9 protein-coding genes, 1 tRNA gene and 1 pseudogene are annotated in these 16556 nt (G+C 49.1%); 9 read left to right on the forward strand and 2 right to left on the reverse strand.

The annotated features are described in order from the left end of the window. Both HQ49_RS11010 and HQ49_RS09995 read left to right on the forward strand, forming a co-directional pair. Nucleotides 1–329: transposase (locus HQ49_RS11010; protein ID WP_152569178.1), on the forward strand; the 329-nt coding region annotated here is incomplete at its 5' end. 9 nt (nt 330–338) lie between these two features. Further along, a pseudogene (locus HQ49_RS09995) lies at nt 339–1429 on the forward strand (transposase); the annotation flags it as partial. A 409-nt stretch (nt 1430–1838) separates the two neighbouring features. On the opposite strand, the gene nifJ reads toward HQ49_RS09995, so the two are convergent. Both nifJ and HQ49_RS10005 read right to left on the reverse strand, forming a co-directional pair. Next, nucleotides 1839–5420: a pyruvate:ferredoxin (flavodoxin) oxidoreductase gene (nifJ, locus tag HQ49_RS10000; RefSeq protein WP_039419738.1), complete on the reverse strand. Its 3582-nt coding sequence runs from the start codon at nt 5418–5420 to the stop codon at nt 1839–1841. A 181-nt stretch (nt 5421–5601) separates the two neighbouring features. Further along, complete coding sequence (locus HQ49_RS10005) at nt 5602–6783, reverse strand: AAA family ATPase (protein ID WP_018965003.1); 1182 nt, start codon at nt 6781–6783, stop codon at nt 5602–5604. A gap of 697 nt (nt 6784–7480) precedes the next feature. On the opposite strand from HQ49_RS10005, the gene HQ49_RS10010 reads away from it, so the two are divergent. The 7 genes from HQ49_RS10010 to HQ49_RS10040 all read left to right on the forward strand — a co-directional run bounded on the left by HQ49_RS10010 (nt 7481) and on the right by HQ49_RS10040 (nt 16535). Next, complete coding sequence (locus HQ49_RS10010; RefSeq protein ID WP_039419770.1) at nt 7481–8977, forward strand: IMP dehydrogenase; 1497 nt, start codon at nt 7481–7483, stop codon at nt 8975–8977. Next, nucleotides 8974–9882 carry a tRNA (adenosine(37)-N6)-dimethylallyltransferase MiaA gene (gene miaA, locus HQ49_RS10015; protein WP_039419739.1) on the forward strand — a complete coding sequence of 303 codons (909 nt, stop codon included), beginning with the start codon at nt 8974–8976 and terminating at the stop codon, nt 9880–9882. Before HQ49_RS10010 ends, miaA begins: the two co-directional genes overlap by 4 nt. Nucleotides 9883–10098: 216 nt before the next feature. Continuing rightward, complete coding sequence (locus HQ49_RS10020; protein ID WP_004585060.1) at nt 10099–10368, forward strand: co-chaperone GroES; 270 nt, start codon at nt 10099–10101, stop codon at nt 10366–10368. Between the two features lie 124 nt (nt 10369–10492). Continuing rightward, the gene (groL, locus tag HQ49_RS10025; RefSeq protein WP_039419740.1) at nt 10493–12130 is read left to right on the forward strand and encodes a chaperonin GroEL; all 1638 of its coding nucleotides are present in this window, start codon (nt 10493–10495) and stop codon (nt 12128–12130) included. 385 nt (nt 12131–12515) lie between these two features. Then, nucleotides 12516–12602, forward strand: a tRNA-Ser gene (locus HQ49_RS10030). Nucleotides 12603–12810: 208 nt separating this feature from the next. Further along, the gene (locus tag HQ49_RS10035) at nt 12811–13536 is read left to right on the forward strand and encodes a CPBP family intramembrane glutamic endopeptidase (RefSeq protein WP_039419741.1); all 726 of its coding nucleotides are present in this window, start codon (nt 12811–12813) and stop codon (nt 13534–13536) included. Next, complete coding sequence (locus HQ49_RS10040) at nt 13512–16535, forward strand: PD-(D/E)XK nuclease family protein (RefSeq protein ID WP_039419742.1); 3024 nt, start codon at nt 13512–13514, stop codon at nt 16533–16535. The genes HQ49_RS10035 and HQ49_RS10040 overlap by 25 nt, the downstream gene beginning before the upstream one ends. The last annotated feature ends 21 nt before the right edge of the window (nt 16536–16556 follow it).

Consider the following 16556-nt stretch of genomic DNA (forward strand, 5'->3'; position numbering starts at 1 on the left):
GGGGTAAGAAAGAGGTTAATGGCACTCAGATTTTAATACCGGATGTTCCCAAGCCCTCAGATAGCAGGTATCAGAAGCGCAAGAAACACAAACTATTCTGCAAGCGAGCAGGCATAGAACCTACCATTGGACACTTGAAATCAGATCATCGTTTAAACCGCAACTTTTACAAGGGAGTGGCAGGGGATGCTGTGAACATACTATTGGCAGCTGCTGCTTACAACTTCAAAAGAGCCATGAAGGCTCTTTTGCACCTGCTCAAAATAATAAGCGAAAAGCTAAGCGAGAGACCATCGATGAATGACTTCTCACTTGCAAATGCTTTTTAAGGGATGACTAAATACACCTTTGTCTGACGCAAGAGTGTCGAGCGTAATAAGGCTAAACTTGAAGAGAAAATTAAGGTGTTGCTTGAGCAGGTGGACGATGTCATCGCCCAAGATCAAGAGTCCCTTGAAGAGGTTGTCGAGCTTTCTCCGGAACTTCTGGGCGAGATAGCCCAAGAGCTGAATACCTCACTCGAGATCAAGCAAGCAGAGGCTAAGAGTAAAGAAGAAAAGGCAGAGGTACGCAGAGGCGTAAGAGGCAACTCAAAGAACTGAACGAACATCGCACTAAATTGGCTCATTACAATGCCCGCTTGAAGAGAACCGGGACACGTAATTCGATGTCTAAGACCGATCCCGATGCGACGTTTATGCGCATGAAGGAGGATGCGATGAACAACGGCCGGACTAAGCCCGGATACAATCTGCAGGTAGCCACCAATGAAAAATTCATCACGGCCTTTGACTTCTTCCCCAACCCCACCGATACACTGACCTTCCCAGCCTTTCTATCCTCAATACAGGAGCGTTATGGACATTACCCACAAACTGTAGTGGCCGATGCAGGCTACGGTTCGGAGGAAAACTATCATTTGATGCAGCAACTTGATTGTCAGGCTTATGTCAAGTACAATCGTTTTCATCTGGAGCAACGCCCGCGCTACAAACCCAATCCCTTCCATCCGGCAGAGAATTGCACAGATTGTCCGCTGAGAGGATTATGCTTTAAGGCCAAGGGCAACAGGATTATTGAAGTGAATCATCGCCTCAATGCATACAAAGCTCAGGCTAGAGATCGGCTTACTTCTGAGCAAGGGTTAGAGCACCGCAAGCGACGATGTATTGAGCCGGAGGCAGTCTACGGGCAATTCAAGGCCAACATGGGGTATCGCCGTTTCAGACATATGGGTTTAGAGCTGGTAAAGATGGACTTCGCCTTTCTAGCTATGGCCTTTAATCTGAAGAAACTATGTGCTAAGGTTGCTCGAAAGGAGAAAAACACTCTGAAAACACCTATATCAACCTTCAATCTCGGCCTCATACGCTTCTACCTCCTCGAAAGACACAAAAATATCCCTCAAAGGCTAAAACCGGTGGCTTAACCAACCCCAAACCAAAATAAATGGGGCTGCGCCAAAAATGAATTTTGACACAGCCCCTTCATTTCTTTGTTTGAAGCAATAGATTGGGTTATACGATTGTACGACTTAAAGCAAGAATCTATTGCCCCCACCTTCTGAATAGGCTTGATTACAGAGCTGTACAAATCGCTTTACAGGGCTATCTTTTCATATTGCAGCACACGGCACTCTGCCAATACACACTTTTCGCGAGGCACTCCCAATATCTTTCCTGAAATCGGCAAGAGGAGAAAAAACAAGAGAAGAGAACTGAGGCTGCAGTTTGAGCAGAAACAAATGAATACGTGTAGAAACAGTAGAGGCTGTGTCGCTAAGGATGGAATCCTTGCTGCACAGCCTCGATTTTGTTATGAGGACGTATTTTATACGCTTAGTTCTCGCGGTCTTTCTCTTCCTTGATGTCCTGAACACCGAGAGGCAATGACCAGTCTGCCGCACTCATACGCATGTAGTTACGATAGCGCCATTGGGCATTTTCGAACGCAGCGTCGAAAAGCTGTTCGGCATCCTCGGGGAATTCCTTGTACAGCGAAGCATAGCGGACTTCGCCTTTGAGGAAGTTCTTGAATTCGCTCCAGTTCGGTTCTTTGCTATCCATCTGGAATGGATTCTTGCCCTCTTTCTCGAGTTCGGGATTGTAGCGCCAGAGGTGCCAGTAGCCACACTCAACGGCTCTCTTACCTTCGGCCTGAGTCTTGCCCATACCGCTCTTGATACCGTGTGAGATACAGGGCGAGTAGGCGATAACGATAGAAGGCCCGTCGTAGGCTTCCGCTTCGCGGATAGCTTTGAGAGTCTGTGCCGGATTGGCTCCGATAGACACTTGTGCTACATAGACATAGCCGTAGGTAGCAGCAATCATGCCGAGGTCTTTCTTCCTGATACGCTTACCGGCTGCAGCAAACTTGGCTATAGCTCCGATCGGAGTACTCTTGGACGACTGTCCTCCCGTATTGGAATAAACCTCTGTATCGAGAACGAGGATATTCACATTCATGCCGGTGGCAATCACGTGATCCAAACCACCGAAACCAATATCGTATGCCCAACCGTCTCCACCTATGATCCACTGTGCACGCTTGATGAAGAATGAATCGACACGGCCGATTCTCTTGCAGATATCACAATCACAAGCAGCGACAAGAGGTTTGATCTTATCGGCAAGAACTTTGCTGGCGGCAGCATCCTGACGCTTTTCTACCCATTCTCTCAAGAGAGCTTTCAGCTCGTCCGAGCAGCAGGGAGACTGCTGAGCTTCTTCTGCAAGATTCACAAGGCGACGACGCATCTTCTTATATGCCAAGTGCATACCGAGACCAAACTCTGCATTGTCCTCGAACAATGAATTGGCCCATGCCGGGCCTTCGCCGCGCTCGTTCTTCGTGTAAGGAGTAGAAGGAGCCGAAGCAGAGTAGATGGAAGAACAGCCTGTAGCGTTAGCCACCGTCTGGCGGTCTCCATAGAGCTGGGTGATCAGCTTCACATAGGGAGTCTCACCACAACCGGCGCATGCGCCCGAGAACTCAAAGAGCGGGGTAGCAAACTGCGAGTTTTTCACATTGGCCGCGATGTCCACCAAGTGTGCCTTGCTGGTCACGCCGGAGATCATCTTATCCCAGTTCTTTTGTTCTTCGTACTGCTCCTCGATAGGCTGCATGGTCAGAGCCTTGCCATTCTTATTGCCCGGACATACATCCACACAGTTGCTACAGCCGAGACAATCCATTACGTTCACCTGGATGCGGAAACCCATGTCGGGGAACTGTTTTCCGACAGCCTTGAGCACCTTAACGCCGGTTTTCTCCTCTTCTTCCTTGGTGAGGACGAACGGACGAATCGTAGCGTGAGGACAAACGTAGGCACACTGGTTGCACTGTACGCAGTTGTCAGCTTCCCATACAGGAACGAATGCTGCCACACCGCGTTTTTCGGAAGCGGCCGTTCCTGAATCCCATGTACCGTCTTCGCGTCCGAGGAAAGCGGATACAGGGAGGTCGTCTCCGGCTTGTGCGTTGATCGGACGTACCACATTGTGGACAAAGTCCGTGTCTCCCTCGTGGCGTACCACGGGATCGTCGGGCAGGTCAGCCCATTCGGGTTTCACCGTTATCTCCACCACATCGCCACCTCGATCCACTGCGGCGAAGTTCTTATTGACTACGTCTTCACCCTTCTTGCCATAGCTCTTGATGATGAATTTCTTCATCTGCTCTACAGCCAGATCGTACGGGATCACGTTTGCAATCTTGAAGAATGCCGACTGAAGGATGGTATTCGTCCTGTTGCCCAGTCCGATCTGTTGTGCTATGGCGGTAGCGTTGATCGTGTAGAATCGGATGTTGTTCTTCGCCAAATAACGCTTTACCTTGTTGGGCAGATGTTGTTCTATATCCTCCGGAGCCCAAATCGAATTGAGCAGGAAAGTTCCTTTTTTCTTCAGACCTTTCAGCACGTCGTACATACGTAGATAGGCAGGCACGTGGCAAGCCACGAAGTCCGGTGTCACCACAAGGTAGGTAGAGCGTATGGGCGTATCGCCGAAACGAAGGTGCGAGCAGGTGAATCCACCCGATTTCTTCGAGTCGTAAGCGAAGTAAGCCTGACAGTATTTATTCGTATTGTCACCGATGATTTTTACCGAGTTCTTGTTGGCTCCGACAGTACCATCGGCACCGAGTCCATAGAATTTGGCTTCCACCAGTGACGGATTATCGAAGATCAGATCTTCTCCGAGAGGCAGAGAGGTGAAAGTAACGTCATCGACGATGCCTACGGTGAAATGATCCTTCGGGACATTCAGCTTCAGATTGTCGAATACGGCTTTCATCTGCGCCGGAGTAGTATCCTTGGAAGAAAGACCGTAGCGACCACCCACAATCAACGGAGCGTCTTCCATGCCATAATAGCAATCCCTTACATCGAGGTAGAGCGGTTCGCCCGTTGCTCCGGGTTCTTTTGTCCTGTCGAGTACGGCTATGCGCTTCACGGTCTTCGGCATAGCAGCAAGGAAGTGCTTCGCACTGAAAGGACGGTACAGGTGTACGCTGAGCAGTCCGACTTTCTCGCCTTTGGCACGGAGGAAGTCTATCACTTCGCGAATAGCTTCTGTCACCGAACCCATGGCAATAATCACATGCTCGGCTTCGGGATCTCCGTAATAGTCGAACAGATGGTAGTGGCGTCCGGTGACCGTAGCCAGCTGATCCATGTAATACTGAACAGCTTCGGGCACTGCATCGTAGAAGCGGTTACATGCTTCACGGTTCTGGAAATAGATGTCACCGTTCTGTGCTGTGCCACGAGTCACGGGCGACTCCGGATTGAGAGCTTGCTTGCGGAAACGCTTTACATCGTTCCAATCGATGAACTGGGCTAAGTCCTCATTGTCGAGGGCTTCGATTTTCTGAATCTCATGAGAGGTTCGGAAACCGTCGAAGAAGTGAATGAAGGGGATGCGAGTACGCAGCGTTGCCAAGTGTGCTACGCCGGCCAGATCCATGACCTCCTGCACGGATCCGGTACAGAGCTGAGCAAAGCCGGTCTGACGTGCAGCCATGACATCCTGATGGTCTCCGAAGATGGAGAGGGCATGGGAGGCGATAGTACGTGCCGAAACGTGGAAAACACAGGGTAGCAACTCTCCCGCAATTTTGTACATATTCGGAATCATGAGCAATAGGCCCTGTGATGCCGTAAAGGTTGTGGTTAGTGCTCCTCCCTGCAACGAGCCGTGAACTGCACCGGCTGCACCGGCTTCGCTTTGCATCTCCTGGACTCTTACCGTTTCGCCGAAAATGTTTTTACGGCCGGCAGCAGCCCAATCGTCCACGTACTCAGCCATCGTAGACGAAGGTGTAATCGGATAAATGGCAGCCACTTCGCTGAACATATAAGCTATATGTGCAGCAGCTTGGTTCCCGTCACAAGTTAGGAATTTTTTTTCTTTAGCCATTTTGGTTTTTAGTTATAAAAAGTAATAATTCGGTCTTGTATTCTAATTAGCAACTCTGAAACAGAGTCGGTTGTTGCGGATGCAACGGCTCTGTCCATATTCTTCGTCTGCACACTAAGGGATCAGAGCAAAGTGAGGACAAGCGGATGCCCCGATCGACCTTCATAGCCCGTTGCCCTTTTTAGTACAGGAATCCGAAGAGCCAGAGGGGGATCATGTTGCGCGTACCGCTGCGCATGTTCTGGATGGCATAGTAGCGGTCGGGTCTGTAGCGACGGCTCATCTTCTCATCTATGCAGAACTGATATTGGCGATTAACGCAGAATGCGATTTGAGATCGAGAGCCCAAACATACTTCGTTGCGACTCTTGACCTGATTGAGGAAGAATGTTTTGAGTACGTCTATATAGTTGAGAGGTTCCGGCTGGATTACGTATCCCACATTGGTATTGTCCAGATAGATCATAGCCGGCTTCTTGGCTCCCGTCTCCTCTTCGCGGTGAAGCTCCTTGATCAGTCTGGCTTCGGACAGATACTTCAGATAGTTGGTTATCGTCGTGCGAGAAGTGTCTACTTCCTTCGCAATGTTCGATATGTTGAGCGATCCGGGAGCACGTTGTCCCAGCAGGTAGAGCAGCTTGCGCAGTTTGTGCAGGAATCGCTGTTCGATCTGTCGGATGAAAAGCACATCTACTTCAAGCGTCATATTGAGCGTTTTCAGCAGATTCTCCGAATAGTTCTTATCCTCCAGGAATATGGGATAGTATCCATGGTGAAGATAGTCCTGAAACCAGTCAAGAGGATTCACCTGCTCGAGGATTCGTGGGGCTATCTGTTCGTGGTTGGATACGATCTCATCGAAGCTGTAAGGCTGGAGCGACAGCCCTGTTTTGAGATTGAGAAATTCGCGGAATGAAAAACCGTTCAGAACGTACGATGTAACCAGTCCGTTCAGCTCGGGATTTTCTTCTTTCAGGCGCATCACCGTAGATCCTGTAAAGACAATGCGCAAGTCCGGATATAGCTCCATACACTGACGCAGCTCTACAGACCAGTTGGGATATTTGAATACTTGGTCGAGTAGCAGTGTCTCTCCACCCTGCTTGACAAACTCACCGGCGAACTTCACCAAAGATTCTGTAGTGAAATAGAGTTGATTCAGATTAATATACAGGCATTTTCTATTGCCTATACCGAAGTTTTCGCGTGCATAGTCGAGGAGGAACGTGGTCTTCCCCATGCCTCGTGCACCCTTGATACCGATCAGTCTGTCGTTCCAATCGATCTCATCCATCAATCCCCTACGCAGCGAAGGTGATAGGTTGCGTAGCAAGTTGTCGTGTATTTTGAAAAAGTTATTCATGATTGGGTATCGCAATGTTTAGGTAACAAAGGTAGTATAGTTTTTCTATTTTGCAAAACAGACTTTACAAAATAGGCGCAAAATCCCCGATCGAGACCTTTTTATTACAAATAAAAGGTGATAGCCGCACTGCGAGCCACAAATGAACCGACAATACCCATAGCCGAACGGAGTATCGAAAGAAGAGGGCGATGGATGGCAGACGAATTCTTTCAATACGTATAACAAGCTTATTTGACAAAGGATGCAAGAGGCAATGTTCTATAATCTCGCTTTAGGATATTTACGCACCAAAATTTTTCCCTTTAATTCGTTCTGAAAAACGTGGCGCGAGAAAATTTTCGTTCCTTCCGGAAACAAAAAAATTCTCGCGCCACGTTTTTCAGAACGACAATAGAGCCGATTTTGGAACCGAGACGGCAATGTGAGCAGCATGCCCCACGAGTCATTTTTTTCTTCTCGCAGGATAGGATATTCCCTTAGCCGGATACGAAGGAAGCGACACTGCCCGATTCGTGGCAGAAAGCATGGTTTTCATTCCGGCAACGGGGTGTCACATGATGAGGGCAAGCTCGATCGTAATGCCGCCGGCACGTTGTTCGAATCTGCACCTGCGATCAAAGATTGGCTGTTTGGGAAAAAGCATATAAATTTGGCAGGAAATTTCAGAGTTTCACACCTAACACCACATCAGAACATGGCTGTCTTCATCAATGAAGTTTCCAGGACGTTCGGCGAATATCTTCTTATTCCCGGCCTCACTACAGAACAGTGCACTCCCCAAAACATCTCTCTTCAGACTCCTCTCATTAAGTTCGATCGCGATGAGAGTCCCCGTATCAAGCTGAATATCCCATTCGTTTCGGCCATCATGCAGTCGGTCTCCAATGATACACTGGCTATCGAATTGGCACGCAACGGGGGACTTTCGTTTATCTTCGGGTCGCAGAGTATAGAGAGTCAGGCCGAGATGGTTCGTCGTGTGAAGAAGTTCAAGGCCGGATTTGTCACCAGCGACTCCAACCTCAGGCCGGACAATACGCTGGCCGATGTATTGGATCTGGTCAAAAGGACAGGACATAATAATATAGGTATCACTCACGACGGTTCGTCCAATGGCCGTCTGATGGGTATCGTCACGAGCAGAGACTATCGCGTCAGCACGGACTCGCCCTCGAAGCCGGTCAAAGATTTTATGACGCCGTTCGAGAGACTTACGGTGGGCAAGGTCGGTATTACGCTGAGCGAAGCCAACGATATTATTTGGGAAAACAAACTCAATACGCTGCCGATCATCGACGAAAATCAGAATCTGCAGTATTTCGTCTTCCGTAAAGATTACGACAGCCACAAGAACAATCCGCTCGAACTCTCCAACTACACGGACAAGACCCTCCTCGTGGGTGCCGGTATCAATACGCGCGACTATAAGGAGCGAGTACCTGCACTGGTGGAGGCCGGTGTGGATGTGGTGTGCATCGACTCATCGGACGGCTATTCCGACTGGCAGAGCAATACGATCCGTTGGATCAAGGAGAAATACGGAGACAGCCTGCCCGTAGGTGCAGGGAATGTGGTCGATCGCGATGGGTTCAACTTCTTGACCGAGGCCGGTGCGGACTTCATCAAAGTAGGGATCGGAGGAGGCTCCATCTGTATCACACGCGAGCAGAAAGGGATCGGTCGCGGTCAGGCAACGGCTGTAATAGACGTAGCCAAGGCACGTGACGACTATTACCGACGAACGGGCACTTACGTTCCCATCTGTAGCGATGGAGGGCTCGTACATGACTACCACATGGTGCTGGCATTGGCCATGGGTGCCGATTTCCTGATGATGGGACGCTATTTCGCTCGATTCGACGAGTCGCCGACCAAGAAGATGAAGATAGGCAGCAATATCGTCAAAGAATACTGGGGCGAAGGATCGAACCGCGCTCAGAACTGGCAACGCTACGACAGCGGCGGCACCGAGACGCTCAAGTTCGAAGAAGGAGTGGACAGCTACGTTCCATACGCCGGTAAGATGAAGGACAACCTGCTCATCACACTCGGCAAGATCAAGGCTACGATGTGCAGTTGCGGTGTCATTACCATTCCCGAGCTGCAAGAGAAAGCCAAGATTACCCTCGTGAGCAGCACCAGTATCGTCGAAGGCGGTGCTCACGACGTCATACTAAAAGATCGCGGATGATAACGATCCTGGGGCCTACGGCATGCGGCAAGACTCGTCTGGCCGTAAGCCTCGCATATCGGTTGGAAACCGAGATCATCAGTGCCGACTCGCGACAGATATACCGTGGCATGGACATCGGCACAGGCAAAGACTTGGCCGACTATCAGGTGGGAGGGACTACAATCCCTTGCCACCTGATCGATATAAGACCGGCAGGGGACAAATACAACCTCTTTGCTTATCAGCACGACTTTCACCAAGCCTACGCATCGATCCTCGCTCGTGGCATGGATCCGATCCTCTGCGGAGGTACGGGTATGTATATCGAAGCCGTGCTCAAAGGCTACCACCTCCCCGATGTTCCGCCCAACCCGACGCTTCGTGATCGCCTGCAAGGAAAGAGTTTGACAGAGCTGACTCTTATACTGGCTGCATACGGCCCTCTGCACAACAAGACGGACGTGGACTCGGCACAGCGAGCTATCAGGGCTATCGAAATAGCCGAATACATCAAGAACAATCCGGCCGAAAGCACCGAGTTTCCTCCTATCGACAGTCTGATCATCGGTCTCGATCTGGATCGCGACACCCGACGCACAAGGATAACGGACAGGCTCCATGCCCGTATGCACGAGGGTATGATAGAGGAAGTCAAGGGACTTCTCGACAGTGGCATTCCGGCCGATGATCTGATCTATTACGGGCTGGAATACAAATTCGTCACCCTGTATCTGACGGGGCAGACGGACTACGAGTCCATGTTTACCGGACTCGAAACGGCCATTCACCAATTCGCCAAACGCCAGATGACATGGTTCCGTGGCATGGAGCGTCGCGGATTCCTCATTCATTGGATAGATGCCCTGCTCCCAGCGGACGAACAGTGCGAAGCCGTTATGAAGCTCTACACCGCCAACGGATAACACCTTTTTTCCGGCCGACTCCTCCTTTTTTCTGCCACGTGCAAATGACAGTTTGCACAATCCTGCCATTCTGACAGCGAAAAAAGTATATTCCGACAGGAATCAGTCAGGAAATCGGCATTGGTATAGCTATTGACATAAAAATTGCGGAGCTACATAAGAAGCTTCCCATTTGTACAAGCAAACAATCAACTAACAATAACAAACCAAGCAACAATGAACATCAAACCATTGGCAGACCGCGTACTCGTAAAGCCGGCTGCAGCAGAAGAAAAAACAGTGAGCGGTATCATTATTCCGGATTCGGCCAAAGAGAAACCTCTCAAGGGTGAAGTAATCGCTGTCGGGAACGGCACGAAAGACGAAGAGATGGTGCTCAAAGCAGGAGACACCGTACTCTACGGCAAATATGCCGGCACAGAAATAGAGCTGGAGGGCGAAAAATATATCATCATGCGCCAAAACGATGTCTTGGCAATCATCTAATGGGCAAAACAAAAAAATCAGAACAAGGTAACACTGCAGGTTGGCCTTCAAAAACAGGAAACCCCAGTGGTAAAGGAAGAGACAATAATCCTCCAAAAAAGAAAAACAATAAATAATAAAGACTATGGCAAAAGAAATCAAATTCGATATGGAATCTCGCGACCTTCTGAAAAAGGGCGTAGATGCACTGGCAAATGCCGTTAAAGTTACCCTCGGGCCGAAAGGTCGTAACGTTATCCTTAGCAAGACGTACGGAGCTCCGCACATTACCAAGGACGGTGTGAGCGTAGCGAAAGAAATAGAATTGGAGTGCCCGTTCGAGAACATGGGTGCCCAGTTGGTGAAAGAAGTAGCCTCCAAGACCAATGACGATGCCGGTGACGGTACGACTACGGCTACGATCCTCGCCCAGAGCATTATCGGCGTGGGTCTGAAGAACGTTACGGCAGGAGCCAATCCGATGGATTTGAAGCGTGGTATCGACAAGGCTGTAAAGGCTGTGGTAACTCACATCGCAGGTATGGCTAAGGAAGTGGGCGATGACTTCCAAAAGATCGAGAACGTAGCCAAGATCTCCGCCAACGGAGACGAGAATATCGGTAGCCTCATTGCCGAAGCCATGCGCAAGGTGAAGAAAGAAGGCGTTATCACCGTAGAAGAAGCCAAGGGAACCGACACTACGGTAGAAGTAGTGGAAGGTATGCAGTTCGACCGCGGCTATATCTCTCCCTACTTCGTGACGAATACGGATAAGATGGAAGTGCAAATGGAGAATCCTTTCATCCTCATCTATGACAAGAAAATATCCGTACTGAAAGAGATGCTCCCGATCCTCGAACAAACGGTTCAGACGGGCAAGCCCCTCCTCATCATTGCAGAGGACATCGATAGCGAAGCACTGGCTACCTTGGTTGTAAACCGTCTGCGCGGCAGCCTCAAGATCTGTGCCGTGAAAGCTCCCGGATTCGGCGATCGTCGCAAGGCTATGCTCGAAGACATTGCTATCCTGACGGGCGGAACAGTCATCAGCGAAGAGACCGGCCTGAAGCTCGAAAATGCTACGATGGACATGCTCGGTACGGCTGAGAAAGTAACGGTGGATAAGGACAATACTACTATCGTTAATGGAGCCGGAGACAAAGAAGGCATCGCTTCACGCATCACGCAGATCAAAGCTCAGATCGAGAATACGACCAGCGACTACGACCGCGAAAAACTGCAAGAACGCCTGGCCAAGCTCGCCGGCGGTGTAGCAGTTCTTTACGTGGGTGCCGCCAGCGAAGTGGAAATGAAGGAAAAGAAGGATCGCGTAGAAGATGCTCTGAGTGCAACGCGTGCTGCGATCGAAGAGGGTACAGTACCCGGTGGCGGTACGGCATACATTCGTGCCATAGCTGCTTTGGATGGTCTCAAGGGAGAGAACGAAGACGAGACCACCGGTATCGAAATCGTAAAACGCGCCATCGAGGAGCCGCTTCGTCAGATCGTAGCGAATGCCGGTAAAGAAGGTGCCGTTGTGGTACAGAAGGTGAAAGAAGGCAAGGACGACTTCGGCTACAATGCCCGTACGGATGTTTTCGAAAACCTCTACACCACCGGTGTTATCGACCCGGCCAAAGTAACGCGTGTAGCATTGGAAAATGCGGCTTCTATCGCAGGTATGTTCCTGACTACGGAGTGCGTTATCGCTGACAAGAAAGAAGACAATCCTGCCGCACCGGCCATACCCGGAGGTATGGGAGGAATGGGCGGCATGATGTAAGCATGAGTCCAAGAAGGATGCTTTTTTGATTCCTTTCGAAAAAACATCCTGTAGAATATTCGTATCACATTACAAGCCGAAGGCTGTGCAGAAGGTTCTCCCTCACTACACAGCCTTCATTTTTGCACACTTAACGCACGGTCTTCTCAAGACATTGCAACGAACAAATCCGGCACAGCTGCTCCGAGAGAGGAGGCTCCCATCCGAGCATACATGGATACAGATAGAGATAAAAGACTGTGCAATCTCTTGGGCTATCGCTCAGAATCTGCTCCTTTCAAGCTCTTTGACTAAAAATTCGAGAGAAATTACACGCCTGCAAGGGTTGTGTAAATCAAAAGATGTAGTATCTTTGCGATCGTATTCGGGCAACCCCTTGTACTACGGAAGTGTGGGTGAGTGGCTGAAACCAACAGTTTGCTAAACTGTCGTACGGGTAACTGTACCACGAGTTCGAATCTCGTCGCTTCCGCATTAGAGAGAGAAAAGGTCGGTTTTTATCAGCCTTTTCTCTTTTTTTATCTGCCTTTTCCTTGTATTTTCCGTCAAGCAAAGCACTAACAATGTCCCTTATTTCTCTACTATCGGCATCGATCTATAGCCATTGGTCGTATTCTTGCTGAGAAATGCTTTTTCCGAGGCTTTGGCTTTGTTGAGTTTCCATCGTATTTTTGTAAGCAATGAAAAAGGCTCTTTTTAAGAATTGGTCTATACTCAGTCATCTCGCTCTGATACTCATTATTGGCTATCTCCTGATCTCTGTGCTTCACTTAGCCCCTACTCTGTTCGGGTACGGACAGGAAGGCTTGCCGTTGCTATTGGCGACAAGCTTATTCAGCGTCGTGGTATTCGGGGGAGGGGCTTTATGGCAAGCCTTTTTATTTTCAGACAGGCCTGCATCTTTTTTGGGCTTACAACCGTATCAGACCGATTGGCACAAAATAGTATTGCTGTTACTCTCTTATGCCGGATGCCTTTTGGCCGTAGTATTAACGACCAAAGGCGTAAAGCTCCTTCTACCCTTTCTCCCTCCGGCTTGGCAAGAAGAAATCGACCGTAGCGGTACCCATTATACAAGTCTGATAAAGGAGATGATACAGGGAGGCAAAGGATGGGCTTTGCTTGCTATTGCAATAATACCGGGCATTACGGAAGAATTGTTTTTTAGAGGAGCCGTATTGCGCTGGATGCGTCGTGTTACTCGCAATAGATGGCATGCTGCCGTTTGGCTGACTGCCATCGTTTTCAGCATTGCGCATCTCGAACTGATGGGATTTTTTCCCCGAATCGTCTTGGGTGCTTACTTGGGTTATGTCTATTATCATACGCGCAGTATATATGCCCCCATGGCTCTACACATCTTGAATAACGCTATTGCCTTATGCTCCCTTTCCTTAGACAGATAGCAACCCACTACTACAAAGAGTTCGGGGAGGACATCCACCAGCTTTGCTTCGTCTTTCCTGAAAGACGAGCCGGTCTTTTTTTCAAGCGCCATCTGTCGGAGATTAGCCCAAAGCCTTTGTTTGCACCTCGGACCACGAATCTGAAGGATTTGCTGCTGGGGCTGTCTCCCTACAAAGAGCTTGACAGAACGGCCTTGCTATTCGAGCTATACAATACTTACAAAGAGATATGGCCTGAGGCGGAACCTTTCGATCAGTTTATTTTTTGGGGCGATATTATCCTGAAAGACTTCAATGAGATAGACAAACACCTCGTATCGGCCAAAGCCTTGTACAGCAATCTGAAAGACTTTCGGGAGATGGAGAACGATTTCTCCTTTTTGAGCGAAAGACAGGTAGCAGCCATTCGCAGTTTTTGGGAATCCTTTTCCCCGGCAAACGGCAAAATGGAGAATGGATGTCAGCAGAGCTTTCTGGACTTCTGGAAGCTATTATCTCCACTTTATACTCGGTTCAACCAACGCCTTGCAGACCAAAGCAACGGATACCATGGGATGATCCTTCGTCATACTGCTGATCGCCTCCGGCAAAGAGAAACATCGGTACGAGAGCTGCTCTCATCCGCAGACAGAGGGGGGAATATGCATCCTGATAAATATGTCTTTGTCGGTTTGTTCGCCCTTTCTCCTGTCGAGGAATATATTCTCGTTCGTATGAAAGCGGAAGGGATATGTGATTTTTGCTTTGATGATGACCTCTCTCTATTGCATTCGGCAGGTAATCTTTCCCGCACTATTCTGGATCATAACAAAGAGATTTTCGGGCAACAGACTCCGTGGCGAGAGTCTTCCGAGAACGGTCGAACAGGCTCATCGGAAGACAAACCGGCTCCTGATATCAGGATCATACGTACCGCCTCCGAGATTGTTCAGGCCAAACTTTTGCCGCAGCTGATCGAGGAGTTATACCCTGAAGGCTATTCTGACAAGGAAGGAATAGAAACAGCTATCATTCTTCCCGACACACGAATGTTGATGCCCGTATTGAGCAGTCTGGCCGAGACTGTAGGACGTATCAATGTGACTATGGGCTATCCTCTCTCTCAGAATGCCATTTCCATTCTTGTCGAGAAGTGGATCAAAGTACAGGCAGAAATCCGTCTTATTCAAAAAGTTCCTCATTTTCGGACGGATGCTGTTCTTGACTTGCTCAATAGTGTTCTTCTCGCTCCCTTATTGACTGATCATTCGCGTGCTCTTCTCTCGGATCGGGAAGTAAGCAAGCAGTACTACGTACCGGAGGAGAGACTTTGGGGCGATGAACTGACCGATCTGCTTTTTAGCCGACCGGATAGTGGACAGCAGCTACTCGACCGGTTGTTCCTGCTCCTTGAAAAAATTGCCGAAAGCATGCTCTTCCAACTAACCGATTCGGAGTATGACCAATCGGAACAGACCAATAATATGGAGCTGGAGCAGATCTATCACTATCGCAATATGCTGAACAGGCTCAGAGGACTGGTCGAATCCTATGCCATGGATATGTCAGTTCGTTCTGCGGCTCTTCTGTTGCAAGGATTGGTATCCGGAGTGAGCATCCCGTTCGAGGGAGAACCTCTGGTAGGCCTGCAAATCATGGGAATAGATCAAACGCGAACTTTGGATTTCAAACACCTGATCATTCTCTCTGCCAACGAGGGTAAACTTCCATCGCGTGTCTATGAAACGACAATGATACCTTACACATTGCGAAGAGGATATGGACTTCCGGTCAATGAGGTAAACGAAGCCACCCAATCTTATGATTTTTTCCGTCTCATTCAGCGAGCCGAAAGTGTAACGATGCTGTACGATGCTCGTTCGGACCAGCTTGGAGGAGGAGAGGAGAGCCGTTATATCCGACAGATGCATTTCCTTTTCGATATGTCTCTAAAGGTACAGGAATTGCACCTGACAGGTTCGCTTCCACATACTCCTGCTATATGTGTCAAGAAAGAGGGAGATGTACTGACGAGACTGCACCGGTTCCTCGAATGCGAGGACGAAGAATCATTCGATCCGGAAGAACGTCTGTCCGCTCTTTCGGCCAGCAGCATCAATACATATGTGGCTTGTCCTCTTCGTTTTTATTTTGAAAACGTCAGAGGGATACGAGAGGAGAATGCTTCCGATGAACTGATGGCTGCCAATGATTTCGGTACCGTGGTGCATCGTGCCATGGAGTTGATCTACAAGCCTTGTTGTGGTAGTGGGATAGTTTCTTCGGATATTTTATCTCGGTGGTTGGATCCGAAGAATGCTACTATCGCGAGGATAGTAAGGCAAGCATACACGGAAGAATATCTCCGATCGGCCGATACTCAGAGAGCTTTGTCGGGATTGAATCATCTTTATTGCATCATGATAGAGAAGTATGTGCGACGGATCTTGGAGCATGACAAATCATTGGCTCCCTTTCGCTACATAGACTCAGAGCGCAAAGTCAAAGGCAGCTTCTCTCTTAGCAATGGTAGCCGAGTGCGGCTACACGGAATCATAGATCGCATTGACGAGTTGAATGAGGAATATCGGCGTATAGTGGACTACAAAAGTGGAGATACTACCACAGAGCTTGGCTCATGGGACCTTATGTTCCAACACCCGATGGCAGGAAAAGGCAAAAGACATCCGACAGCCATAGCCCAAACGCTCTTATATGCCCTCATGGCCAAGATGCAAATGGAGAATGAGGGAGAGGGTTCCAAACTCCCCCTGTGTCCCACGATATATGGCTTTAAGGAGCTGTACAAGCAGAAAGAGGATTACACGGGTGTGGTCGTTCTCAAGGAAGTGGGGAAAGCAATTGAGCAGATTACGGATTTTGATCAAATTTGCGAAATGTTCGAAGAGAGGTTGCGAACTTGTTTGGACGAATTGTTCGATCCCGATATTCCTTTTACAGGAACCGAGGATATACGGACTTGCAGCTATTGCCCGTTCGCAAGCTTATGCGGAAAATAATACGAAATACTTTCATACATA

Source organism: Porphyromonas gulae (assembly GCF_000765945.1).
Classification (GTDB): domain Bacteria; phylum Bacteroidota; class Bacteroidia; order Bacteroidales; family Porphyromonadaceae; genus Porphyromonas; species Porphyromonas gulae.

Bases quoted from the DNA above. Each gene is read 5' to 3' on its own strand.
- miaA (WP_039419739.1), top strand. From the start codon at position 8,974: ATGATAACGATCCTGGGGCCTACGGCATGCGGCAAGACTCGTCTGGCC.
- HQ49_RS10020 (WP_004585060.1), top strand. From the start codon at position 10,099: ATGAACATCAAACCATTGGCAGACCGCGTACTCGTAAAGCCGGCTGCA.
- HQ49_RS10035 (WP_039419741.1), top strand. From the start codon at position 12,811: ATGAAAAAGGCTCTTTTTAAGAATTGGTCTATACTCAGTCATCTCGCT.
- HQ49_RS10040 (WP_039419742.1), top strand. From the start codon at position 13,512: ATGCTCCCTTTCCTTAGACAGATAGCAACCCACTACTACAAAGAGTTC.
- groL (WP_039419740.1), top strand. From the start codon at position 10,493: ATGGCAAAAGAAATCAAATTCGATATGGAATCTCGCGACCTTCTGAAA.
- HQ49_RS10010 (WP_039419770.1), top strand. From the start codon at position 7,481: ATGGCTGTCTTCATCAATGAAGTTTCCAGGACGTTCGGCGAATATCTT.
- HQ49_RS10005 (WP_018965003.1), bottom strand. From the start codon at position 6,783: ATGAATAACTTTTTCAAAATACACGACAACTTGCTACGCAACCTATCA.
- nifJ (WP_039419738.1), bottom strand. From the start codon at position 5,420: ATGGCTAAAGAAAAAAAATTCCTAACTTGTGACGGGAACCAAGCTGCT.